Source organism: Streptomyces sp. NPDC002795 (assembly GCF_042888725.1).
Lineage (GTDB): Bacteria > Actinomycetota > Actinomycetes > Streptomycetales > Streptomycetaceae > Streptomyces.
The window spans coordinates 66323-88994 of record NZ_JBIAQB010000015.1 but is presented as its reverse complement, the minus strand read 5'-3'; the positions used below and the strand labels follow the sequence as shown (position 1 = coordinate 88994).

18 protein-coding genes and 1 tRNA gene are annotated in these 22672 nt (G+C 71.7%); 2 read left to right on the top strand and 17 right to left on the bottom strand.

The genetic code is table 11. The features are described from left to right. Window positions 1–3: 3 nt before the first annotated feature. The 4 genes from ACFYWS_RS35290 to ACFYWS_RS35275 all read right to left on the bottom strand — a co-directional run bounded on the left by ACFYWS_RS35290 (window position 4) and on the right by ACFYWS_RS35275 (window position 5258). Window positions 4–795: a PDZ domain-containing protein gene (locus ACFYWS_RS35290; RefSeq protein ID WP_389283267.1), complete on the bottom strand. Its 792-nt coding sequence runs from the start codon at window positions 793–795 to the stop codon at window positions 4–6. Between the two features lie 134 nt (window positions 796–929). After that, on the bottom strand, window positions 930–1571 hold the full coding sequence (locus ACFYWS_RS35285) for an IclR family transcriptional regulator (RefSeq protein WP_389283265.1): 642 nt from the start codon (window positions 1569–1571) through the stop codon (window positions 930–932). 282 nt (window positions 1572–1853) lie between these two features. Further along, window positions 1854–3656 carry a DEAD/DEAH box helicase gene (locus ACFYWS_RS35280; protein ID WP_389283264.1) on the bottom strand — a complete coding sequence of 601 codons (1803 nt, stop codon included), beginning with the start codon at window positions 3654–3656 and terminating at the stop codon, window positions 1854–1856. A 162-nt stretch (window positions 3657–3818) separates the two neighbouring features. Further along, the gene (locus ACFYWS_RS35275; protein WP_389283262.1) at window positions 3819–5258 is read right to left on the bottom strand and encodes an MFS transporter; all 1440 of its coding nucleotides are present in this window, start codon (window positions 5256–5258) and stop codon (window positions 3819–3821) included. 90 nt (window positions 5259–5348) lie between these two features. On the opposite strand from ACFYWS_RS35275, the gene ACFYWS_RS35270 reads away from it, so the two are divergent. Beyond that, window positions 5349–5448: transfer RNA gene (locus ACFYWS_RS35270), tRNA-OTHER, on the top strand. A gap of 62 nt (window positions 5449–5510) precedes the next feature. On the opposite strand, the gene ACFYWS_RS35265 is transcribed toward ACFYWS_RS35270, so the two are convergent. The 6 genes from ACFYWS_RS35265 to ACFYWS_RS35240 form a co-directional block, all read right to left on the bottom strand. Beyond that, window positions 5511–7820 (bottom strand): xanthine dehydrogenase family protein molybdopterin-binding subunit, encoded by a 2310-nt coding sequence (locus ACFYWS_RS35265; RefSeq protein WP_389283261.1) that lies wholly within the window; start codon window positions 7818–7820, stop codon window positions 5511–5513. Further along, window positions 7817–8509 carry a (2Fe-2S)-binding protein gene (locus tag ACFYWS_RS35260; RefSeq protein ID WP_389283259.1) on the bottom strand — a complete coding sequence of 231 codons (693 nt, stop codon included), beginning with the start codon at window positions 8507–8509 and terminating at the stop codon, window positions 7817–7819. Before ACFYWS_RS35260 ends, ACFYWS_RS35265 begins: the two co-directional genes overlap by 4 nt. A 962-nt stretch (window positions 8510–9471) precedes the next feature. Further along, window positions 9472–10371: an FAD binding domain-containing protein gene (locus ACFYWS_RS35255; protein WP_389283257.1), complete on the bottom strand. Its 900-nt coding sequence runs from the start codon at window positions 10369–10371 to the stop codon at window positions 9472–9474. A gap of 310 nt (window positions 10372–10681) precedes the next feature. Beyond that, window positions 10682–12295 carry a beta-N-acetylhexosaminidase gene (locus tag ACFYWS_RS35250; protein ID WP_389283256.1) on the bottom strand — a complete coding sequence of 538 codons (1614 nt, stop codon included), beginning with the start codon at window positions 12293–12295 and terminating at the stop codon, window positions 10682–10684. A 120-nt stretch (window positions 12296–12415) separates the two neighbouring features. Continuing rightward, window positions 12416–12724, bottom strand: coding sequence for a DUF3039 domain-containing protein (locus ACFYWS_RS35245; protein WP_389283254.1), 309 nt, complete (start codon window positions 12722–12724; stop codon window positions 12416–12418). A gap of 42 nt (window positions 12725–12766) precedes the next feature. Continuing rightward, window positions 12767–13336 carry a YqgE/AlgH family protein gene (locus tag ACFYWS_RS35240; RefSeq protein WP_389283253.1) on the bottom strand — a complete coding sequence of 190 codons (570 nt, stop codon included), beginning with the start codon at window positions 13334–13336 and terminating at the stop codon, window positions 12767–12769. 250 nt (window positions 13337–13586) lie between these two features. On the opposite strand from ACFYWS_RS35240, the gene murA reads away from it, so the two are divergent. Continuing rightward, a complete protein-coding gene (gene murA, locus ACFYWS_RS35235; protein WP_389283252.1) occupies window positions 13587–14927 on the top strand; it encodes a UDP-N-acetylglucosamine 1-carboxyvinyltransferase in 1341 nt (446 codons plus the stop codon). A gap of 147 nt (window positions 14928–15074) precedes the next feature. Here the strand turns inward: murA and ACFYWS_RS35230 are convergent, their stop codons facing one another. The 7 genes from ACFYWS_RS35230 to ACFYWS_RS35200 all read right to left on the bottom strand — a co-directional run bounded on the left by ACFYWS_RS35230 (window position 15075) and on the right by ACFYWS_RS35200 (window position 22635). Then, window positions 15075–15356, bottom strand: coding sequence for an HU family DNA-binding protein (locus ACFYWS_RS35230; protein ID WP_016645140.1), 282 nt, complete (start codon window positions 15354–15356; stop codon window positions 15075–15077). 297 nt (window positions 15357–15653) lie between these two features. Next, window positions 15654–17087 (bottom strand): NAD-dependent malic enzyme, encoded by a 1434-nt coding sequence (locus ACFYWS_RS35225; RefSeq protein WP_389283250.1) that lies wholly within the window; start codon window positions 17085–17087, stop codon window positions 15654–15656. A gap of 337 nt (window positions 17088–17424) precedes the next feature. Next, entirely contained in the window at window positions 17425–19842 is a 2418-nt protein-coding gene (locus ACFYWS_RS35220; RefSeq protein WP_389283248.1) for a HelD family protein, read from the bottom strand. 81 nt (window positions 19843–19923) lie between these two features. Next, on the bottom strand, window positions 19924–20742 hold the full coding sequence (locus ACFYWS_RS35215) for a zf-HC2 domain-containing protein (RefSeq protein WP_389283247.1): 819 nt from the start codon (window positions 20740–20742) through the stop codon (window positions 19924–19926). Further along, the gene (locus tag ACFYWS_RS35210) at window positions 20739–21344 is read right to left on the bottom strand and encodes a sigma-70 family RNA polymerase sigma factor (protein ID WP_266710860.1); all 606 of its coding nucleotides are present in this window, start codon (window positions 21342–21344) and stop codon (window positions 20739–20741) included. The genes ACFYWS_RS35215 and ACFYWS_RS35210 overlap by 4 nt, the downstream gene beginning before the upstream one ends. Before the next feature lie 74 nt (window positions 21345–21418). Further along, on the bottom strand, window positions 21419–22027 hold the full coding sequence (locus ACFYWS_RS35205) for a CGNR zinc finger domain-containing protein (protein ID WP_389283244.1): 609 nt from the start codon (window positions 22025–22027) through the stop codon (window positions 21419–21421). Between the two features lie 65 nt (window positions 22028–22092). After that, window positions 22093–22635: a GNAT family N-acetyltransferase gene (locus tag ACFYWS_RS35200; RefSeq protein WP_389283242.1), complete on the bottom strand. Its 543-nt coding sequence runs from the start codon at window positions 22633–22635 to the stop codon at window positions 22093–22095. Between the last annotated feature and the right edge of the window lie 37 nt (window positions 22636–22672).

The window sequence follows — 22672 nt, the reverse complement described above, 5'->3', positions numbered from 1 at the left end:
CGCTCAGCAGGTGGGGACCGCGCCCGAGCCCTTCTCCATGTTCGTCAGCGCGGTCATCGTGCCCTTGAGCGTGCTCACCGAGATCAGCTTCATCGACTTCGGCGCGGACGCCTTCGCGTCCGAGCACTCCGCCTTCGGTACGAGGAAGACCGTGGCGCCGTCCCGGTCGGCGGCCTGCACCTTCAGCGATACGCCGCCGACCGGGCCGACCTTGCCCTCGGCGTCGATGGTGCCGGTGCCGGCGATGGACTTCCCGCCGGTGAGGTCGCCGCCGCTGCCGTCGCCGTCCAGCATGTCGATGATGCCGAGGGAGAAGAGCAGGCCCGCGCTCGGGCCGCCGACGTCGCCGAGCTGGAGGTCGACCTCGATGTCCTTCGAGGGCTTGCCGAGATAGGACAGGGCGGCCTCGGTGGCGGCGTCCTGCGAGCCCTTCATCTCCTGCTTGTTGTGCTGCTCGACCTCCTTCGTCGAGTCGCCCGAGGGGTACACCGCGTCGCGCGGCATGACCGCCCGGTCCTCGGCGAACCAGCCGTCGAGCACGTCACCGAGGTGCACGGAGGCGTCGGGCCCGGTCGCCACGATGGTCACCGCGCGCAGCTTGCCCTCCGTGGGGCGGGTGGGCGCGCCGCTGATGTCGATGACGGGTTCGCCGTCCGACTTCCCCAGGACGTTCGTCGTGGGCCCCGGCTGCGCGACCGAGAACGGCAGCGGAGCGAAACCCGCGACCGCGAGCAGGGCGACGACGGGGGCGGCGCAGAGGGCGAGGGCGGTGGGGCGGCTGAGGCGATTGAGCACGGGTTGACTCTAACGTGACGTGTCGTTTCAGCGGCGACGGTGTTGCGGTCGCGGGGCGCTGCCCCGGACCCCGCTGCTCAATCGCCGCAGGGGCTTGAAATGCGCGCCTCAAACGCCGGCGGGGCTGGAAATGACTACCTGAGCGCGTCCGCCACCTCGCGGGCCGCATCAAGCACCCTCGGGCCGACCCGTTCCGGGACGGAGTCCGAGAGCATGACGACGCCCACGCTGCCCTCAAGCCCGGTCACCCCCAGCAGCGGCGCGGCCGCCCCGCTCGCGCCGGCCTCCAGTTCGCCGTGCGTGAGGGTGTAGCCGGTCTCGGGGAGCACGCCCTGCCTCGCGCCGAGGATGGCGCGGCCCGCGGCGCCCCGGTCGAGCGGGTGGCGGAAGCCCGTGCGGTACGCCACGTGGTAGTCGGTCCAGGTCGGCTCGACGACGGCCACGGCGAGGGCCTCCGTACCGTCCACCAGCGTCAGGTGCGCCGTCGCCCCGATGTCCTCGGCGAGTGAGCGGAGGGCCGGAAGGGCGGCCTCGCGGACCAGGGGGTGGACCTGGCGGCCGAGGCGCAGGACGCCGAGGCCGACGCGGGCGCGGCCGCCCAGGTCGCGGCGGACGAGGGCGTGCTGTTCGAGGGTGGCGAGCAGGCGGTAGACGACGGTCCGGTTGACGCCGAGCTTGTTGGAGAGCTCGGTGACGGTCAGGCCGTGGTCGGTGTCGGCGAGCAGTTTGAGGACGCGCAGTCCCCGGTCGAGCGTCTGGGAGGTCTCCGCGGTCACGACGCCCACTCCTTAGTGGTGAGGGACGGTGGCCTGCTGCGCGGGGGTCGCGTCACCTGTCCCGTGGGCGACGCGCGTCAGTGGCCGCCGGTCGGTGATCAGGCGCTGGGCTGCTTACGGCTGTCTTTTGGCGCACCGGCTGCGCTCCGCGGCGGCTCTGCCACGGGGCGTGTGCGTTGCCCGGAATGTAGCGAGGTCGTCCCGCTGAGCGGAAGACTCCGTCCAGAATCCGGTCAGTCAACGGCCCCAGATGTGCGCGATTGCCCGCACTTGATCCCCATGTCACTTCATGCGGGTGGCCCATTCCTGCACCTTGGCGATGCGCTGGCGCAGCTGTCCGCCGGTCGCCTCCGCGCTCGGCGGGCCGCCGCAGACCCTGCGCAGCTCGGTGTGGACGACACCGTGCGGCTTCCCGCTCTGATGCACGTACGCGCCGACGATCGTGTTCAGCTTCTTGCGCAGCTCCATCATCTCCTTGTGGGAGACGACGGGGCGGCGGTCCGCGGGCAGTTCGAGGAGGTCGGCCTCGCTGTCGGGCTTCTTCTTGCTGTGCGAGATCTGCCGCGCCTGCCGCTTCTGGAGCAGCATCTGCACCTGGTCGGGTTCGAGGAGGCCGGGGATGCCTAGGTAGTCCTGCTCCTCCTCGCTGCCCGGGTGCGCCTGCATGCCGAACTCGGCGCCGTTGTACATGACCCGGTCGAAGGTGGCCTCGGACTCAAGAGCCTCGAAGGAGAACTGCTCCTGCTCTCCGGTGTCCTCGTCCTCCTCCTTGTTCGCCTCGTCCATCTCCTTCTCGGACTCGGCGTAGGGGTCCTCCTCCTCGTCCTTCTTCGGCTTGTCGAGGACGTGGTCGCGCTCGACCTCCAACTCGTTGGCGAAGCCGAGCAGGTCAGGGATGGTGGGCAGGAAGACGGAGGCCGTCTCGCCGCGCCTGCGGGACCGTACGAAGCGGCCGACGGCCTGCGCGAAGAAGAGCGGGGTGGAGATCGTGGTGGCGTACACACCGACCGCCAGGCGCGGGACGTCGACGCCTTCGGACACCATGCGGACGGCGACCATCCACCGGTCGTCGCTCGCCGCGAAGTCGTCGATCCGCTTCGAGGAACCGGTGTCGTCCGAGAGCACGACGGTGGCCCTGCTGCCCGTGATCTCCCGGATCAGCTTCGCGTACGCGCGGGCCGAGTCCTGGTCGGCGGCGATGACGAGGCCGCCCGCGTCCGGGATGCCCTTCCTGACCTCGGTGAGGCGGGCGTCGGCGGCGCGCAGCACGCTCGGCATCCACTCGCCGCGCGGGTCGAGGGCGGTGCGCCAGGCCTGGCTGACGGCGTCCTTGGTCATCGGCTCGCCGAGCCGGGCCGCGATCTCGTCACCGGCCTTCGTGCGCCAGCGCATGTTGCCGCTGTACGAGAGGAAGATGACCGGCCGCACGACGTTGTCGGCGAGCGCCTGGCCGTAGCCGTACGTGTAGTCGGCGGCCGAGCGCCGGATGCCGTCCCTGCCCTCCTCGTACGCGACGAAGGGGATCGGGTTGGTGTCGGAGCGGAACGGCGTACCGGTGAGCGCGAGGCGGCGGGTGGCCGGCTCGAAGGCCTCCAGGCAGGCCTCGCCCCACGACTTCGAGTCACCGGCGTGGTGGATCTCGTCGAGGATGACGAGCGTCTTGCGCTGCTCGCTGCGGTTGCGGTGCAGCATCGGCCGCACGCCCACACCCGCGTACGTGACGGCGACGCCCTGGTACTCCTTGCTGAGCGGGCCCGCGCTGTACTCCGGGTCCAGCTTGATGCCTATCCGCGCGGCGGCCTCGGCCCACTGCTTCTTCAGGTGCTCGGTCGGCGCGACCACGGTCACCTGCTGCACGACGTGGTGGTGCAGCATCCAGGACGCGAGGGTGAGCGCGAACGTGGTCTTACCTGCGCCCGGGGTGGCGACCGCGAGGAAGTCGCGGGGCTGCTCCTGGATGTACCTGTCCATCGCACCCTGCTGCCAGGCACGCAGCTTGTTGGCCGTGCCCCAGGGGGCGCGGCCGGGGAAGGCGGGTGACAGGTGGGCGGACGAGGCTGAAGGAGTGGTGGATGTAGTAGTCACGGTCTCCGGTTACTCAAAGCTGGACGGCACGGCTACGTATGACAACCGGGCCACCCTACCGGTGACACGGTTGACGGGCGCGCCCGGCGAGGCCGCGAGCGCTCCGGTTGGGACGCGCGTCACAGATCAACTGGTGGATCTCTACGGGGAGTCAGGGGTACGTCACCGGTGCACACGCAGCCGCGATGCCACCCACACGCCCACCAGCGCGACGGCCGCCATCGGCAGGAACACGGCGACGAACGCGGCGGGGTGAGAGCCCCCGGCCCCCTGCGCGACACCGTGCCCCACCGCTCCCCCGCCGAGCGCCGCGAAGGCGGCGCCGCCCGCGGCGAGCAGCAGCGCGTTGGAGAGCCCGTCGGAGATCTGGAGCGCGGCGGAGTTCGTCCCGGCCTCCTCGGGCGCGGACAGTTGCAGCAGCAACACCGACGTGGACGAGATCACGAGCCCCATCCCCAGGCAGCCGAAGGCCCAGGCGACGGCCACGGTCCATACGGGCACGGCCGGGATCAGCACGCTCGGCGCGACGGCGACGGCCGCGGCGACCAGCACCATCCCCGCGGCGACGAGCCGCTCCCGGTACGGCTCGACCCGCGGCCGGGACTGCAGCCACGAGCCGAGCGCCCAGGTCCCGCCGCCCGCGGCGAGCGAGAACCCGGCGAGCGTGGGGCTGAGGCCCCGCTGGGTCACCAGCATCAGCGGCACGAAGGACTCGGCCGCGATGAACGACCCCGCCGAGATCCCGCGCAGCAGCACCACGGACGGCAGCCCGCGCGCGGCCCGGTACGTGCCGCGGGGCAGCAGCCCGAGCACGGACGGCACGAGGAGGGCGATGCCGACGGCGGCGGGCAGCAGGGACAGCGGCCGCAGGTCCTGGGCGGCGTACTGGAGCAGTCCCGCGCCGAGCGAGATGCCGAGGGCGAGCCGGATCCTGCGCCGGTCGAAGGCGGCGGACGCGGCGCCGCCGGGCGGCCCTCCGGCCCGGCGTCGCACCTCGGGAAGGGCGAGCGCGAGCGGCAGCACGACGAGCACGGGGATCCCGAGGAACACCCACCGCCAGCCGAGATGCTCGGTCACGGCCCCGGACGCGAGCGGGCCGACGATCGACGGCACGACCCAGCTCGCCGCGAACGCCGCCATGATCGCGGGCCGCAGCCGCTCCGGGTAGGCCCGGCTGACCACTACGTAGAGCCCGACGATCACCAGGCCGCCGCCGAGCCCCTGCACGGCCCGTCCGGCGATGAACATCCACATGGTGCCCGCGGTCCCGGCGAGCAGCAGCCCCGCGGCGAAGGTTCCGATCCCCGCGGTGACGGGCCCGAGCGGCCCGCTCCGGTCGGCCCACTGTCCGGCGAGCACCATTCCGAACAAGCTGGTCGTGAAGAAGCCGGAGAACGCGAAGGCGTACAGCGACACCCCGTCCAACTCCCGTGCCGCTACCGGCATCGCGGTCCCGACCGCGGTGGCCTCGAAGGCGATGAGCAGCACGACGGTGACGATGCCGATGCTGAGCGCGCGATAGGTGCGGCCGAGGACGCCTTCGGTCTCGGAGAGGACGGGGCGGACGGGGGCGTCGTCGGTGACGTCTTCGAGGGCGGACATGCGGTTCAGAGTAAGGGGCTTGCTGGACCTTGACGCCTGTCCGGAGGACGGTCCGTGGGTGGTCCGTTGGTCGTAGGTCCGGGGCTGCTCGGCCGTGTGCCCGAGTGGCTGAGGGATTCGCCTGCGCTGCATCCATCAGCGGGCTCCGCCCGCGGGAAGCACGCCGGTTCGATTCCGGTCACGGCCTCCACGCACGACGAAGGGGCGCCCCGCTTTCCGCGGGGCGCCCCTTCGTCGTGCGTGGGGTGTCGCTCAGCCGGTCGGCTCCGCCACCGCCGCCTGCGGCCTGATCGGCAGCCGGTTGACCGGGCGGCCCGTCGCCGCGCGGACCGCGGAGGCGACCGCCGCCGGGGACGCGACCACCGGTGCCGCGCTCGCGGACTTCGCGCCGAAGGGGGCGATCACGTCGTGCTCCTCGACCAGGTTGACGATGTGGATCTCGGGGGCGTCGAGCGAGGTGGGCAGGGCGTAGCCGGTCAGGTCGGGGCGGCGGACGATGCCCTTCGGGGTACGGAGGTTCTCCGTGAGGGCCGCGCCCACGCCCTGGGTGACGCCCGCTTCGATGCGGGCCGCGAGCTGGGCGGGGTTGAGGATGCGGCCGACGTCCTGGGCGACCGCGAGTTCGACCACGCGCACCGAGCCGAGCTCCACGTCCACGTCCACCACCGCGCGGATCGCGCAGAAGGCCATGCCGACGAAGGCGTCGCCCTGACCCGAGGCGTCGAGCGGCTCCGTGGGGTGCGGGCGGCACTGCGCCGTGGCCCACAACTCCTTGCCCTCCATGGCCTCTTCGACGGTCGTCGAGAGCACGCCGTCGTACGACGTGATCTTGCCGTCCGCGATCTGGAGCAGCTCCGTGGACATGCCGAACTTGTGCGCCAGGGGCTGGAGGAGCTGGGTGCGGACCATCTTGGCCGCCCGCTCGACCGCTCCGCCCGACACCCATGTGTGGCGGCCCCGGCAGCCGGGACCGGCCGGCGGCTGGTCCGTGTCGACCGGCGCCACGTGGACTTCCTCGACGCCGAGCGTCTCCTGGACGATCTGGCGGGCGAGCGTGGCGAAGCCCTGGCCCGTCTCCACGGCGGCGCAGATGACCGTCGCGACGCCGCCCTGGACCTTCACCGTGGCCGTCGAGACCTCGTCCGTGCCCTCGGCGCCGAGCATGTGCACCATGCCGATGCCGTAGCCGACGCCGCGGCGGATCGCGCCCGGCTCACCGACGCCCTCGGGCCCGCCGGGGAGCAGCCAGTCCTCCTCCGGGGTGTCCTTGGGGAGCGGCGGCAGCGGGAAGTCCCTTACGGAGGACAGCAGTTCGGCCACGGGCGCCGGGCACGTCACCGTCTGCCCCGTCGGGAGGATGTCGCCGGTCGCCAGGACGTTGCGCAGGCGCAGTTCGGCCGGGTCGACGCCCAGCTTCTTCGCGAGCTTGTCCATCTGCGCCTCGTACGCGGCGCAGACCTGCAGCGCGCCCTCTCCGCGTACGTGTCCCGAGGGCGGGTTGTTCGTCCGTACCGCCCAGCCCTCGATGGAGGCGTGCGGCACTACGTAGGGGCCGCAGGCGAAGGACACCGCCGCCGCGAGCGCGTCGGACGACGTGTCCGCGTACGCGCCCGCGTCCAGCAGGATCTGGGCCTCCACCTTGACCAACCGGCCGTCGGCGTCCGCGTGGTGGCGGTAGCGCAGGAGGGTGGGGTGGCGGTGCGGGTGGCCGAGGAAGGACTCCTCGCGGGACGCCGCCAGCTTGACCGGGCAGCCGGTGTGCAGGGCGAGCAGGCCCAGCGGGAGGTGGAAGCTGGGGTCCTCCCGGTCGGCCGTCGCGCCGGGCACGCCGGTGACGACGACCTTCACGCGCTCGCGCTCCAGGCCGTAGCGGGCCGCCGCGAGGTCGCGGTCGCCGTGCGGGTCGGTGGACGCGATGTACAGCTCGACGCCGCCGTCGGGGCGGGGCACCGCGAGTCCGGCCTCCGCGCCGATCGGCGCCGGGTCCTGGCGGCCGATGCGGTAGAGGCCCTCGACGATGACCTCGCCCGTCGCCTCGGCGTCGCCGTGCTGGAGCGGGATGTGGCGGATCAGGTTGCCGTCGGGGTGCACTGGCTCCGCCCCGAAGGACTGCTCGGGGTCCGTGACCGGGTCCAGGACCTCGTACTCGACGGTGATCGCGGCCGCGGCCATGCGCGCCGTGTCCGGGTGGTCGGCCGCCACGGCGGCGAGCGCCTCTCCGTGGTGACGCACCACTTCGGAGGCGAACATCGGGCGGTCCGACGCGCGGTGTCCCGACAACGGGCCGCCGGGGACGTCCTCGTGCGTGACGACCGCGAGGACGCCGGGCATCTCGCGCGCGTGGCTGGTGTCGATGCTCACTACGCGCGCGTGCGCGTGCGGGGAGCGCAGGATCGACGCCCAGAGCAGTCCTTCGGCCCACAGGTCGGCGGCGTACGGGAACGTGCCCTCCGCCTTGGCGTGCGCCTCCTCCGAGGGGAGCGACATGCCGAGGCCGTGCGGGAAGCTCTCCGCTTCCGGAGCAGCTGGGGCCACGGACGGCGTGGCCGTATCGTTCGTCATGCCTGGCCTCCGTCCTGGAAGTCCTGCGGGTTCTGGATGTCCTCGGTCGACAACGGGCCCGCCTGGCGCGGGATGTGCGGCTCTTCCGCGCTGCCCTCGGCCGACGATGCCTCTGCCGGGGCATCCGCCGCCGCCCGCCGCTCGTCGGCCACCTGGCGCACCGCGTCCACGACGCCCCGGTATCCGGAGCAGCGGCACAGGTTGCCGCACAGCGCCTGGCGGGTCTCCAGGGCGGTCGGGTTCGGGTTGCCCTCCAGGAGGTCGTGCGCCGTCATCGCCATACCGGGTACGCAGAAGCCGCACTGCACCGAGCCGCACGCGGCCAGCGCCCGCTGCACGTCCGAGGGGCGGCCGTCGGCGGCGAGGCCCTCGACCGTACGGACCTCGCTGCCCGCGGTGGTCGCCGCCGGCACCAGGCAGGAGGCCACGAGGCGGCCGTCCACCTGCACGTTGCACGCGCCGCACTCGCCCTGCGAGCAGCCGTCCTTGGCACCCGCGAGCCCAAGACGCTCCCGCAGCACGTACAGCAGCGACTCCCCGATCCAGGCGTCCGTGACGGGCCGGTCCACACCGTTGACCCGCAGGACGTAACTGGCCAGGGGGTGGTCGTCGTGAAGCGGGAGAGCAGCGGCCGGCCCGTCCGCCGAGGCCTCGACCTCGGGAGCCTCCGCGGCCTCATCAGGCTCCACGGGCGACTCGTGCGCAGGTTCCGGCATTTCAAGCCCGGCCGACGATTGAGACGCGGGGTCCACATCAAGCCCCGCCGACGATTGAGGCGCAGGGTGCACATCAAGCCCCGCCGACGATTGAAGCGCAGGGCCCACATCAAGCCCCGCCGACGATTGAGACGCGGGGTCCACATCAAACCCGGCCGACGATTGAGACGCGGGGCCCACACCAAGCCCCGCCGACGATTGAAGCGCAGGGCCCACACCAAGCCCCGCCGACGATTGAGACGCGGGGCCCACACCAAGCCCCGCCGACGATTGAGACGCAGGGCCCACACCAAGCCCCGCCGACGATTGAGACGCAGGGCCCACACCAAGCCCCGCCGACGATTGAGACGCAGGGCCCACATCAAGCCCCGCCGACGATTGAGACGCGGGGTCCACATCAAGCCCCGCCGACGATTGAGGCGCGGGGTCCGGGGCGGAGCCCCGCGGCGTAGGCTCGGTCGGCTGCTCCGGGCGGCCGACCGAACGCTCCGGGACCTCCGGCCTCGCCCACGGCGCAACCGCACCGCCCGGCAACGTCGCAGGCGGCGCGTGGCCACCCCACTGCTGCCCCGCCACCACGGAGGCCGTGAACTCACCCGATTCGTCCGGAAGTTCCCCTTCGGCCAACGGCACGGACCACTGCCCGGTCTGCCCCTGGTGAGGCGCCTGCTCCACAGGTTCGGCCGCCACGGACTCCACCGCACCGCCGGAGGCAACAGGCAGCACCCACACACCGGTCGCCGCGGGGTCGGTCGCCGCGGCGCCCGTGGCCGGGCCCACCGTTATCGGCGGCGGCACGTAGCCGTGGCCCGGCGCCTCGAGCGGCGCCGCGTCCGGGAAGCCCTCGGGGGGCAGCTGCACGAAGGCCGTGGCGTCGGAGTCGTACTCGCCCTGGGGCAGCGGCTCCCAGCCGTCGGGACCGGGGTACTCGTTCGTCACGACAGCGCCCTCCCAAGTGCACGTCGGGCCAGCACGGCGACGGTGCGCCGCAGATGCAGTACGGCGGGCGGCAGCTGCTCCTGCGTGCCGTCCGGAGCGGGGGCCGGGTCGGGGACGCAGGCCGCGGCGACGTATTCGCCGAAGGCGTGCACGGCCTCCGGTACGAGGGCGCCGCGTTCGCCGTCCCAGTCGATGAGCGAGGCCACCCACTGCTCGGCCTCCAGGGGCCGCAGCGGCATCGGCGCGATGGCCCCGACGGCGCAGCGCACCCCGCGCCGCGCCGGGTCGAGGACGAGCGCGACGGAGGCCATGGCGCGGCCGGGGCCGGTGCGCCCGGTCGCCTTCAGGAAGACCTGCGGCGCGTGCAGCAGCGGCACGCGCACGTAGCCGATCAGCTCACCGGGGGCGAGCATCTCCATGCCGGCCAGCAGGTGCGAGACCGGCACTTCGCGTCTCGCGCCGCCCGGCCCCGCGATGACCAACGTGGCTTCCAGCGCGGCCAGTACGGGCAAGGTGTCGTTGGTGGGGGCGGCCGAGGCGATGTTGCCGCCGAGGGTGCCCGCGTTGCGGATCTGGGGCGGGCCCGCGACCCGCGCGGCGGCGGCGAGGCCGGGGATCAGCGCGGCGAAGTCGGGGCGGCCGATGCGCGCGTGGGTGAGGCCCGCGCCGAGCAGCGCGTTCCCGTCCTGGTACTGCCAGCCGCGGATCTCGCTGATCCGGCCGAGTCCGACGAGGGCGGCGGGGCGGAGCCCGCCCGCGTTGACCTGGGCCATGAGGTCAGTGCCTCCGGCCACCGGTACGGCGGCGGGCATGGCGGCGAGCGCCGCGACTGCCTCGTCCAGCGAACCCGGAAGTACCGCGGCCTGTGTCGTCGCCTGCGGTGCGTGCGTGGTCAAACCGGCTGCCCCTTCCCGATGTCCGGCCGCGTGCCTGGCAACGGCGCCGGTCCCCGCATGGTCCGCGCGTGACCGCCGTTCCCGCCGTTACGCCTGTTCCGCCGTACGGTACGTGCTGACAGGCCGGACGTGGCAACTCTGGCACATCTTCCTCCCGGCCCGGAGAGGGGGTCCGGTAGGAGGCATTCGCCCCTTCCACCTCACAGATGACCGATATCGCACCAGATCACCTGTGGGAGCGAATTGGCACTCTGCGCCTACGTATGAGGTGAGGTGCGCGGTGACGTGTGGTTCTCGCCGCCGCAGAAGCTCACACGTTCGGGGGTGCCCCTTCGAAGGGACGTCCGAGCACACCCGGTCGCCGCTGCCAGGGCAACGGGCCGCCCGGCGGCCGGTAGTCGACGCCCAGCGCGTCAAGTCGCCGGTAGTGCGCGGTCATTCGGCGCTCGAAGTCCGCGAAGTCACGCGCACCGGGTGCGGGCAGTTCGCTCCACGCGACCTCACTGAAGGCGGAAAGCCGCGGATACACCTGGTAGTCGAGGCGCTGCTCGTTCTCCGTCACCTCGGTCCACACGTTGGCCTGCGTGCCGATGACGTGCCGCGCCTCCCGCTCGCTCAGCTGCGGGGGCACCGGTTCGAAGCGGTAGACGTCCTCCAGGGTGCGCACGTAGCCGATGGGGACCGGTTCCTCGTCGCCCGGGGCCTGGCGGTAGTTCAAGTAGACCTGCTGCTCGGGGCACATGACGACGTCGTGGCCCGCCCTCGCCGCGGTGATGCCGCCCTCGTAGCCGCGCCAGGAGGAGACCGTGGCGCCGGGCGCGAGGCCGCCTTCGAGGATCTCGTCCCAGCCGATGAGGCGCCGGCCGCGCGCACCGAGCCAAGTGTCGAAGTGCCGGATGAACCAGGACTGGAGCTCGTCCTCGTCGGCCAACCCCAGTTCCTTGATGCGGGCCTGGGCGGTGGGCGACTGCTTCCACTGGTCCTTGGGGCACTCGTCGCCGCCTACGTGGACGAAAGTCGACGGGAACAGCTCAAGCAGCTCCTCGAAGACGCCCTCGTAGAAGCGGAGGGTGTTGTCAGTGGGGGCGAGTACGTTCGGATTGACGCCCCAGGTGTCCCAGACGGGGAGGGAAGACGTGTCGACGACATCACTGTTGCCGAGTTCCGGATACGCGTGGATGGCGGCCTGCGAGTGGCCCGGCAGGTCGATCTCGGGGACGACCGCGATATGCAGCGCGTCGGCGTAGGCGACGATCTCGCGGATGTCGTCCTGGGTGTAGAAGCCGCCGTGCGGCTTGTCCTCCCACAACTCCGAGGCGCGGTGGCCGAATTTCGTCCGTGACCGCCAGGAGCCGGACTCCGTCAGCTTCGGATGGCGCTTGATCTCGACGCGCCAGCCCTGGTCGTCGGTGAGGTGGAAGTGCAGGACGTTGAGCTTGTGGGCGGCCATCAGGTCGAGTTGGCGCAGCACCCCGGCCTTCGGAGTGAAGTGGCGGGCGACGTCGAGCATCATGCCGCGCCAGCGGAAGCGGGGAGCGTCGTCGACGGTGACGTACGGGACGGTCCAGGTGCGCCCGGGGAGCGGGGCCCGGCGATACGCGTCGGGGCCGAGGAGTTGACGCAGCGTCTGGGCGCCCCAGAAGACGCCTGCCGCGGATCCGCCCTCGATCGTGATGCCCGCGTCCGTCACGCGCAGCCGGTAGCCCTCCGGTTCGAGGGAGAGGTCGACGCGCAGGGCGACGACGTCACCATCGTCCGCGTCCTTGGGCGGCAGGGCGAGACCGGTCGCCGCGCCGAGTGTCGCGCGCAGCCAGCGCGCGGCGCCCTGGGTCCCCTCCCCCGCGGCGATGCCGGTGCGGTCGCCGAGCGCGCGGCGTCCGTCCCCCGAGCGCGTCAGCCGGCCGGGTGCGGGGATGAGATCCATGACGGGAGGCTAAGAGGACTGGACCAATTCGCGCAATGGTGGGGCGGACGCGCGAAACCCCGGGCATGCGTCACCGCACGACCGGGGTCCACCGGGAAAGAAGAGGAGAGGAAGGGCTGCCTACTTGCCCTTGCCGCCGCCGCCCTTGCCGTCCTTGCCGCCCTTGTCCTTGTCGCCGCCGGCGCCCATGGACTCGTAGATCTCCTTGCACATGGGACACACGGGGTACTTCTTCGGGTCACGGCCCGGCACCCACACCTTGCCGCAGAGCGCGACGACGGGCGTGCCGTCCAGCGCGCTCGCCATGATCTTGTCCTTCTGGACATAGTGGGCGTAGCGCTCGTGATCGCCGTCGCCACTCGACGTCTGTGGCGTCGGCTCTACGAGGGTCCCCGTACCTGTCCCGCGCTCGGGCTCAAGAGTGCTCATAACCGCCAAGGGTACTTAAGCCCGCCCGGTCCCGGAACGAGGTCAGTTGAGCGAGGGATCGTCCGGATATGTGGCCACCATCGCCAGTTCGCCGCGCTGGCGCCGCAGGACCGCGCGCCACAGGCCCTCGGGGCGGGTCGCCGAAACGTCGCCCGGCTCCGACTCGACGACGTACCAGGCGCCCTCGGTCAGTTCGTCCTCCAGCTGCCCCGGGCCCCAGCCCGAGTAGCCGGCGAAGATCCGCAGGGAGCCGAGCGCCGCCGCGAGCAGCTCCGGCGGGGCCTCCAGGTCGACGAGGCCGATCGCGCCGTGCACCCGGCGCCAGCCCAGGGGTGCCTCCCGCTCGTCGTCCCCCGGGATGACCGCGACGCCGAGCGCCGAGTCGAGCGAGACCGGGCCGCCCTGGAACACGACCCCCGGCTCGCCGGCCAGATCGCCCCAGCCCTCCAGGATGTCCCCGACGTCCACCGGTGTCGGCCGGTTCAGCACCACGCCGAGCGAGCCCTCCTCGTCGTGGTCGAGGAGCAGCACGACCGCCCGGTCGAAATTCGGGTCCGCGAGGGCGGGTGTGGCCACGAGCAGCCGCCCTGTGAGCGAGGACACCTCGGTCATGCCTGACATGATCCCGCATCTGCGCGCCGCGGGGGGAGCCAAGCGCAACACCCGCGTGAACGCAGCTCAGCGCGCGGGGAAGTGGAATACGCACACTTCACAAAACCGTCACGCCTTGTGCTCTGCCAGGCGCGCTTCGTGTTGTAGCGAACTCATGACGCTCCCCGGGGCCCACGGGCATACGAATAAGGGGCGTGCGGCCCTTACCCTTGAGCCTGGTCCCTGCCCTTCTCTTCGGAACGCGAGATTCATGACCGTCACCGACGATGTCCTCCTTGTCCACGGCGGAACCCCGCTGGAGGGCGAGATCCGTGTCCGCGGCGCGAAGAACCTCGTGCCCAAGGCCATGGTCGCCGCGATCCTCGGCAGTGCGCCGAGTCGGCTGCGCAATGTCCCGGACATCCGCGACGTGCGCGTCGTACGCGGCCTGCTGCAGCTGCACGGCGTGACGGTCGGCCCCGGTGAGGAACCGGGCGAGCTGGTGATGGACCCCTCGCACGTGGAGTCGGCGAACGTGGCCGACATCGACGCGCACGCGGGCTCCTCCCGCATCCCGATCCTGCTGTGCGGCCCGCTGCTGCACCGCATCGGCCACGCCTTCATCCCGGGTCTCGGCGGCTGCGACATCGGCGGCCGTCCTGTCGACTTCCACTTCGAGGTGCTCCGCCAGTTCGGCGCGACGATCGAGAAGCGCGCGGACGGCCAGTACCTGGAGGCCCCGCAGCGCCTGCGCGGCACGAAGATCCGCCTCCCCTACCCCTCCGTGGGCGCCACCGAGCAGGTCCTGCTCACGGCCGTCCTCGCCGAGGGCGTCACGGAGCTCTCGAACGCGGCCGTGGAGCCGGAGATCGAGGACCTGATCTGCGTCCTGCAGAAAATGGGCGCGATCATCGCGATGGACACCGACCGCACGATCCGCGTCACCGGCGTGGACAAGCTCGGCGGCTACACGCACCGCGCCCTCTCGGACCGCCTGGAGGCGGCCTCCTGGGCGTCGGCGGCGCTCGCCACGCACGGCGACATCTACGTCCGCGGCGCGCAGCAGCGTTCGATGATGACGTTCCTGAACACGTACCGGAAGGTCGGCGGCGCCTTCGAGATCGACGACGACGGCATCCGCTTCTGGCACCCCGGCGGCCAGCTGAAGTCGATCGCGCTGGAGACGGACGTCCACCCGGGCTTCCAGACGGACTGGCAGCAGCCGCTCGTCGTGGCGCTCACGCAGGCCACGGGCCTCTCGATCGTCCACGAGACGGTCTACGAGTCGCGCCTGGGCTTCACGTCCGCGCTGAACCAGATGGGCGCGCACATCCAGCTCTACCGCGAGTGCCTCGGCGGCTCCAGCTGCCGCTTCGGGCAGCGCAACTTCCTGCACTCGGCGGTCGTCTCCGGGCCGACGAAGCTGGAGGGCGCCGACCTGGTCATCCCCGACCTGCGCGGCGGCTTCTCGTACCTGATCGCGGCGCTGGCGGCCCAGGGCACGAGCCGTGTCCACGGGATCGACCTGATCAACCGCGGCTACGAGAACTTCATGGAGAAGCTCGTCGAGCTCGGCGCGAAGGTCGAGCTGCCCGGCAAGGCGCTCGGCTAGCGGTTCGCTCCGCGTAGCCACCAGGGCCGCCCTCCGGTCTACCGGGGGGCGGCCCTGGTTTTTGCTTTTAGGGGCGCGCAGTTCCCCGCGCCCCTAAAAAAGGCGGCCCCCCGGAGGAATCCGGGGGGCCGTCCTTGCGCCTAGGAACTACTTACCCTTGGCGGCTTCCTTGAGCTTCGAGCCCGCGGAGACCTTCACGCTGTAGCCGGCCGGGATGTTGATCGGCTCGCCGGTCTGCGGGTTCCGGGCGGTACGAGCGGCACGGTGGGTGCGCTCGAAGGTCAGGAAGCCGGGGATGGTGACCTTCTCGTCGCCCTTGGCAACGATCTCGCCGACGGTCTCGGCGAACGCGGCCAGCACAGCGTCGGCGTCCTTGCGGGTCACCTCGGCGCGGTCGGCCAGCGCGGCCACCAGCTCACTGCGGTTCATGTTTGTACTCCCGTGTTCTTCTTGCCGTTGAGGCGTGCCACGCGGCCAGGCCGCGTGTTGGGCAACAGCAAAGTTGATGCTGCCAGGGTCTCGGTCAGGCCCAGGACCCGGGTCCGTCTTCCAGACCCTTGCGCCTGAAGAGGCATCCTGCCCCTACCCACGGCGGTAAAGCCAATCCGGCACCCCTTGGGGTCACACGGAAAGAGCCACCGCACCGGTTGCAGGGGCGGGCCGGGGGCCTGTTTCCCGGCCAGCCTATGGGGCCCGCGGGCCCCGTAAACCGCGACGCGCCGGTAATCAGGCGGTCGTGGCCCCCGTCACAGCCACTCCGGCCGCCTTCGCGGCGTCGCGCACCGCTCCGGCGACCGCTCCCGCGACCTTGTCGTTGAAGACGCTCGGAATGATGTAGTTCGGGTTGAGCTCGTCCTCGGTGACCACGTCGGCCAGGGCCTTCGCGGCCGCCAGCATCATCTCCGTGTTGACCGTGCGCGACTGGGCATCGAGCAGGCCGCGGAAGACGCCGGGGAAGACCAGCACGTTGTTGATCTGGTTCGGGAAGTCGGAGCGGCCGGTGGCCACCACGGCGGCCGTCTGGCGGGCGATCGCCGGGTCGACCTCCGGGTCCGGGTTCGCGAGCGCGAACACGATGGCGCCTTCGGCCATCGCGGCCACGTCGTCACCGTTCAGCACGTTCGGGGCCGAGACGCCGATGAACACGTCCGCGCCCGCGACCGCCTCCTTCAGCGTGCCGGTCAGGCCCTCGGGGTTGGTGTTGTCGGCGATCCAGCGCAGCGGCGAGTCGCTGTCGGCGTCCTTCAGGTCCTCGCGGCCCGCGTGCACGACACCGTGGATGTCGGCCACGACGGCGTTCTTGACGCCCGCCGCGAGCAGCAGCTTCAGGATGGCCGTACCGGCGGCGCCCGCACCCGACATGACGACGCGGATGTCGCCCATGTCCTTGCCGGCCACCCGCAGCGCGTTGGTCAGCGCGGCGAGCACCACGATCGCGGTGCCGTGCTGGTCGTCGTGGAAGACCGGGATGTCCAGGGCCTCGCGCAGCCGGGCCTCGATCTCGAAGCAGCGGGGCGCCGAGATGTCCTCGAGGTTGATGCCCGCGAAGCCGGGGGCGATGGCCTTGACGATCTCGACGATGGCGTCGGTGTCCTGGGTGTCCAGGCAGATCGGCCAGGCGTCGATGTCGGCGAAGCGCTTGAAGAGGGCCGCCTTGCCCTCCATGACCGGCATGGCGGCCATCGGGCCGATGTTGCCGAGGCCGAGCACCGCGGAGCCGTCGGTGACGACCGCGACGGTGTTGCGCTTGATGGTCAGACGCCGGGCGTCCTCGGGGTTCTCCGCGATCGCCATGCACACGCGGGCCACGCCCGGCGTGTAGACCATGGACAGGTCGTCACGGTTGCGGATGGGGTGCTTCGACTGCATCTCGATCTTGCCGCCGAGGTGCATCAGGAACGTACGGTCGGAGACCTTCCCGAGCGTGACGCCCTCGATGCCGCGGAGCTCTTCGACGATCTCGTCCGCGTGGGACGTCGACGTGGCCGCGATCGTGACGTCGATCCGGAGCTTCTCGTGACCGGAAGCGGTGACGTCGAGGCCGGTCACCGAGCCTCCGGAGGACTCCACGGCGGTGGTCAGCTGCGAGACGGCGTTACCGCCCGCGGGGACCTCCAACCGGACCGTCATCGAGTAGGAGACGCTGGGCGCCGTTGCCATGGCCGACTTCCTCTGCTTTCACCGTGTAGCTGTTGCCGTCCGATGGTCCCACCTACCGGTGAGTACGTGGTAGTCGCATCGGGTTTTGAAGCTAACGTTCATTCATCTTTTGGAAAGTAGTTTCCACCATACGAGAAGTCGGGGGAAACGGGAAGAGGGAACAGAACGAGGCCCACGTCACGGAAGTGACGTGGGCCTCGCCTCACATTCATGACACCGACCCGCCATGCTCGCCTCGCGGCAAGTGGTCCCTCTAAGGGACGATGGTTGGGCCCGGGGGCTTGGATCGAGCCGGTGCCGTCATCAACGGTAACACCGGAGACTGCGGGGGCAAGGGTCAGTCACGGAGCAGGTCCGGCACCCCGTTCGCGTCCGGTTCGTCGCGTTCGCCGGAGACCACCGTGAGCTGCTGCGTGGCGCGGGTCAGGGCGACGTACAGGACGCGCAGGCCCGCAGGGGACTCGTCGGCGATCTCGGCCGGGGAGACCACGATCGTGGCGTCGTACTCCAGGCCCTTGGCCTCCAGGGAGCCGAGCGCCACGACGCGCTCGCCGAGCCCGGAGAGCCAGCGGGCCGCCTCGTCCCTGCGGTTCATCGCCACGACGACGCCGACGGTGCCGTCGACCTGTTCCAGGAGCCGGGCGGCCTCGGCCCTGACGATGTCCGCGGCCTTGCCCCGTACGACTTCGCCGTGTCCTTTGTTCGTTGTCACAAAACGCGGCTGAACACCCGTCGAGCGGACCGCCGAAGGGGACTCGGAGCCGGGCATCGCGAGCGCGAGGACCTTCGCGGCCAGGTCGGCGATCTCGGACGGATTGCGATAGTTCACGGTCAGCGTGAAGCGGCGGCGGGGCCGGGAGCCGAGGGCCTCGTCACGGGCGGCGCCCGCCTCGTCCGGGTCGGACCAGGAGGACTGGGCGGGGTCCCCGACGATCGTCCACGTCGCGTGCCGGCCGCGGCGGCCGACCATCCGCCACTGCATCGGCGTGAGGTCCTGCGCCTCGTCGACGATGACGTGCGCGTACTCGGTGCGTTCCTGGGCGAGGCGCTCGGCGCGCTCGCGCTGGGACTCCTCGCGCTGCGGCATCAGCTCTTCCAGGCCGGTGAGCTGGTCGAGCGGGTCGTACGCGCGCTTCTTCTTCGGGCGGGCCGGGGCGCCGAGGACGGCGGTCAGCTCGTCGAGCAGCGCGACGTCGTGGACCGAGAGGGCGTCGCGGCGCAGCGACCTGGCGAGCCTGCGGGTCTCGCCGGGGTTGAGGATGCGGCGGGCCCAGCGGCCGAGGCGCCGCTCGTCGGACATGGCGGACAGGACGGCACGGGGCGTCAGCTCGGGCCACCACGCGTCGAGGAAGCGGAGGAACTCGTCCTCGCTCGTGACGTCCTCGTCGAAGGAGGAGCGCAGCTCGGCCGAGAGCTCCGGGTCGGAGTGCCGGCTCCCGGCGCCCGACTGGTCCCACAGCGCGTCGAGGAGGAGCTTGCGGGCGCGCGGGCGCAGGTGGTTGACGGGGGCCGTGCCGCCGAGGGCCGCCTGCCGGATCCGGTTCAGCCGGTCCGCGTCCAGTTCCAGGCGGCGGCCGAAGGCGACGACGCGCAGCCGTGTCGGGGTCTCCGCGGGACCGGCCTCGGGTTCGTCGTCGTCGCCGAACGCGAGCTGCTCCTGGGCGGCGGGCCGTCCAGGGCGCCCCGACTCCAGTGCGCCGCGCGCCGCCTTCCGCAGGACGCTCTGCATCCGCGAGGAGCCCTTGATCCGGGCCACCGCCGGGGAGTCGTAGACCGTGGCCTCCGCCCCGTCGACCAGCGAGCCGACCGCGCGGATCGCGACCTGGCCCTCCTCGCCGAGCGAGGGCAGCACGCCCTCGGTGTAGGCGACCAGGAGTGGCGTCGGGGAGACGATCAGGATGCCGCCCGAGTAGCGGCGCCTGTCCTGGTACAGGAGGTACGCGGCGCGGTGCAGCGCCACCGCCGTCTTGCCGGTGCCAGGGCCGCCCTCGACGTACGTCACGGATGCGGCGGGGGCCCGGATGACCTGGTCCTGTTCGGCCTGGATGGAGGCGACGATGTCGCGCATCGAGTGGCTGCGGGCCTGGCCGAGGGCGGCCATCAGCGCGCCGTCGCCGATGGCGGGCAGCCGCTCGCCGTCCAGGTACGCGGCCAGCTCCGGGCGCATTAGGTCGTCCTCCACGCCGAGCACCTTGCGGCCCTTGGAGCGGATGACGCGGCGGCGCACCACGCGGCCGGGGTCGACCGGCGTGGAGCGGTAGAAGGGAGCGGCGGCCGGGGCGCGCCAGTCGATGACGAGCGGCGAGTAGTCCGCGTCGAGCACGCCGATGCGGCCGATGTGCAGCGTCTCGGCGATGTCGGCCGTGTTGTCCTCGCGGACGGCGCCGTCGGCCGGCTCGACCGATGTGTACGCGCCGTCCGGGCCCTTCTTGCCGTCCTTGCCCTGGAGCAGGTCGATACGGCCGAAGAGGAAGTCCTCGAACTCGTTGTTGAGGCGGTTGAGGTGGATGCCCGCGCGGAAGACCTGCGCGTCGCGCTCGGCGAGCGCGCCGGGCGTGCCGACCTGGCCTCGTTTGGTGGCGTCCTCCATCAGGAACTCGGCCTCGTGGATCTTCTCCTCAAGGCGTCGGTAGACGGCGTCGAGATGGTTCTGTTCGACGCCGAGCTCGCGGTCGCGGACCGTGTCCGCGGCCTCGTCCCCACCTGGATTCGTATCCGATTTCACCGCTGAATCGTGCGGAGCCTGAGCGGCCACCGGGCCCCCTTCTGACGTGCTGGGCAGCCGTCAAAGGTACGCGAAAGGGGCCCCGTAGGGCTACGTGCGGCGCCCGTACGTTCAGGCGTTCACCTCCACGAGCCGTTTTCCGTCGAGCGTCTCGACCTCGAAGTGGTCGATCTGGCCCCGGTCGAAGGCCGCGCCTCCGTGCACGTACAGGGGGTGCTTCGCGTTCGCGTTCGTGCTGTTGTCGATGCCGTAGCCCCATTTCGGGACGGCCCAGGTGGTGACGGTCTCGCGCTCGCCGTTCTTGCCGACCGCGACGAGGGAGCACTTCAGCGGGCCCTTGACGTTCTTCAGTTCCAGGACGGTGTGGGTGCCCCAGGCCTTCTTCTCCATGCCGATCGTCGCGGTGACGTTCGTCCTGGCGTCCGTGGCCTTCACCTTCTCGGGCATGTGGTGGAAGAACGCGTCCTCCGCGGGGCTCGTGGGGTGCGGATCGGCGAGGGTGCTGCCGACGCGGCCGTCGTCCGTCACCGCCATGACCGTCAGCGGGCCGCCGATGATCAGGGCCGCGGCGGCCGCGACGAGAAAGAGGCCGCGCCTGCGCTTGCGCGCGCGGCGGCGCCCCAGTTCGTCGGCGAGGGACTCCGCGAGGCGGGCGCTCGGGCGGGCCGCGAGGGAGTCTCCGACCTGCGGGGTCGGCTCGCGCGGTGCGCCGCGCTCGGGCGGCAGGTCGGCGAGGGCGGCGAGCATCGGCTCCATGCCCGCGAACTCCTCCAGCTCCCGCGCGCACCGCTCGCACGTCGCCAGGTGTGCCTCGAACGCGCTCGCCTCGATGTCGTCCAGGATGCCCAACGCGTAGGCGCCCACGGTCTCGTGCACGTCACCCACCGGCTCGTGGCCGAAGGGACCGTACGATCCGTGCCCCGTCGTCATGCCGTCACCCCCCGCTCCTCCAGCGCCAGCTTCATCGAGCGCAGCGCGTAGAAGACCCGCGAGCGCACCGTGCCGCTGGGGATGCCGAGCGTCTCGGCCGCCTCGTTGACCGTACGTCCTTTGAAGTACGTCTCCACGAGCACTTCCCGGTGGGCCGGGGTCAAGTCCTCCAGCGCGTCGGAAAGGGTCATCAGCCACAGCGCCTTGTCGATCTCGTCCTCCGCGGGGATGACCTCCAGCGGCGACGGATCGACCTCCTGCGGCCGGGCCTGCCGGCTGCGGTGGCCGTCGATGACGATGCGCCGGGCGACCGTCACCAGCCAGGGGCGTACCGAACCGGTCGCTCGGTTGAGCTGGCCGGCGTTCTTCCAGGCGCGGATGAGCGTCTCCTGTACGACATCCTCCGCACGCTGCCGGTCGCCCGCCACCAGGCGGAGCACATAGGCCAGAAGCGGCCGTGCGTGCTCGGCGTAGAGCGCGCGCATCAGCTCCTCGTCCGGCTCGGGGGGCCGGGGAGCGCGATGTCGGGCCCGGGGCGGGCGTTCATCGGCCACGGCGGAATCCTTGCGCACGCCTACCTCCGGTGTCCCCTGTTCGGCCATGTCTCTCGGCTGGGCTCACGGGAGGGATACGCAGACGAACTCACGTATGTTCAACGGGAGTTACGGAGCCGCCTTCACGCCCTGGCCAGAGCCGCCGCCCTCCGCCGATGCCTCGCCACCCGCTCCCTGTTCCCGCACACCTCACTGGAGCACCAACGGCGCCTGCGGCCACGCGACATGTCGAGGTAGATGATGGGGCAGTTGTCGCCCTCGCACTGGCGCAGGGCGTCGCGCACGGTCGGGTCCGTGAGGAGGTCGATGGCGTCTCGTGCGACGGCCGCGAGCAGGGCCGGGCAGCCGGGTTCGAGGTCCAGGGAGCGTACGAGGGTGCCGTCGGCGGCGCGTACGGCGCGGGGTGCGGGCGGGGCCGCGCGGGCGAGCAGGTTGACCCGTTCCAGGGCGGCGGGGACCGGGCGGCCGGAGAGTTCGCCGCGCACCAACTGGGTGATGTGGCCGCGCAGTTCACGGAACGCGACGAGCCAGGCGGGCGCGCGGTCCGCCAGCGCGGCGGCGTCCGGGACGAGCCCCGCCCCGATCAGCCAGGCGCACAGCGGGTCGAGGCTCGTGAGGCGTTCGTCGGGATGCGCGGTCGCGACGAGGTCCAGGCAGAGACGCCCGGAGTCGAAGCGCAACTCGTAGGGGGCAGGGGCAGGCGGGTGGGGCCCAGTGGGTACTGCTGCCATGCCCTCTACAGTGCCCGCCCACGGGCACGGCCGGAACCCCTGCTGCCGGAACGGGAGTTGGCGGACTACGGGCGACCGTACGCCGGCGGTTCGTCGTGCAGGATCCGCTGGAAGAGGACGTGGTCGCGCCACTCCCCGTTGATGTGCAGGAACTTGGGCGCGAGCCCGTACCGGACGAAGCCGCACTTGGCGAGCACGCGCTGGGACGCCTCGTTGTCGGTGAGCGTGCCCGCCTCGACGCGATGCAGGCCCAGTTCGTCGCGGGCGGCGCGGCAGACCTCCTCGACGGTGGCGGGGATCAGGCCGCGGCCCCGGTAGTCGGCGTCGACCCAGTAGCCGAGGTTGGCGCTGCACAGGGGGCCGAGGTGGATTCCGTTGAGCGCGGCGCGGCCGACCACGCGGTCGCCTGCGGCGCGGTCGAACAGCAGCCACATGGCTCCGCCGGGCTCGGCGATCCGCTCGGCCTGCTCCCGCACCGTGTAGTACTCCTCGGGGCGGTACGGCTCCCAGGGCGTCATGAACTCCCGGTTGCGGACGACGGCCTCGGCGAGTCGCTCCGCGTCCTCGGGGACGGCGCGGCGAAGTTCCATGTCGGGACTGATCAGCATCGTCGTACGGTAACCATTCAAAGCCCCTGCGGCGATT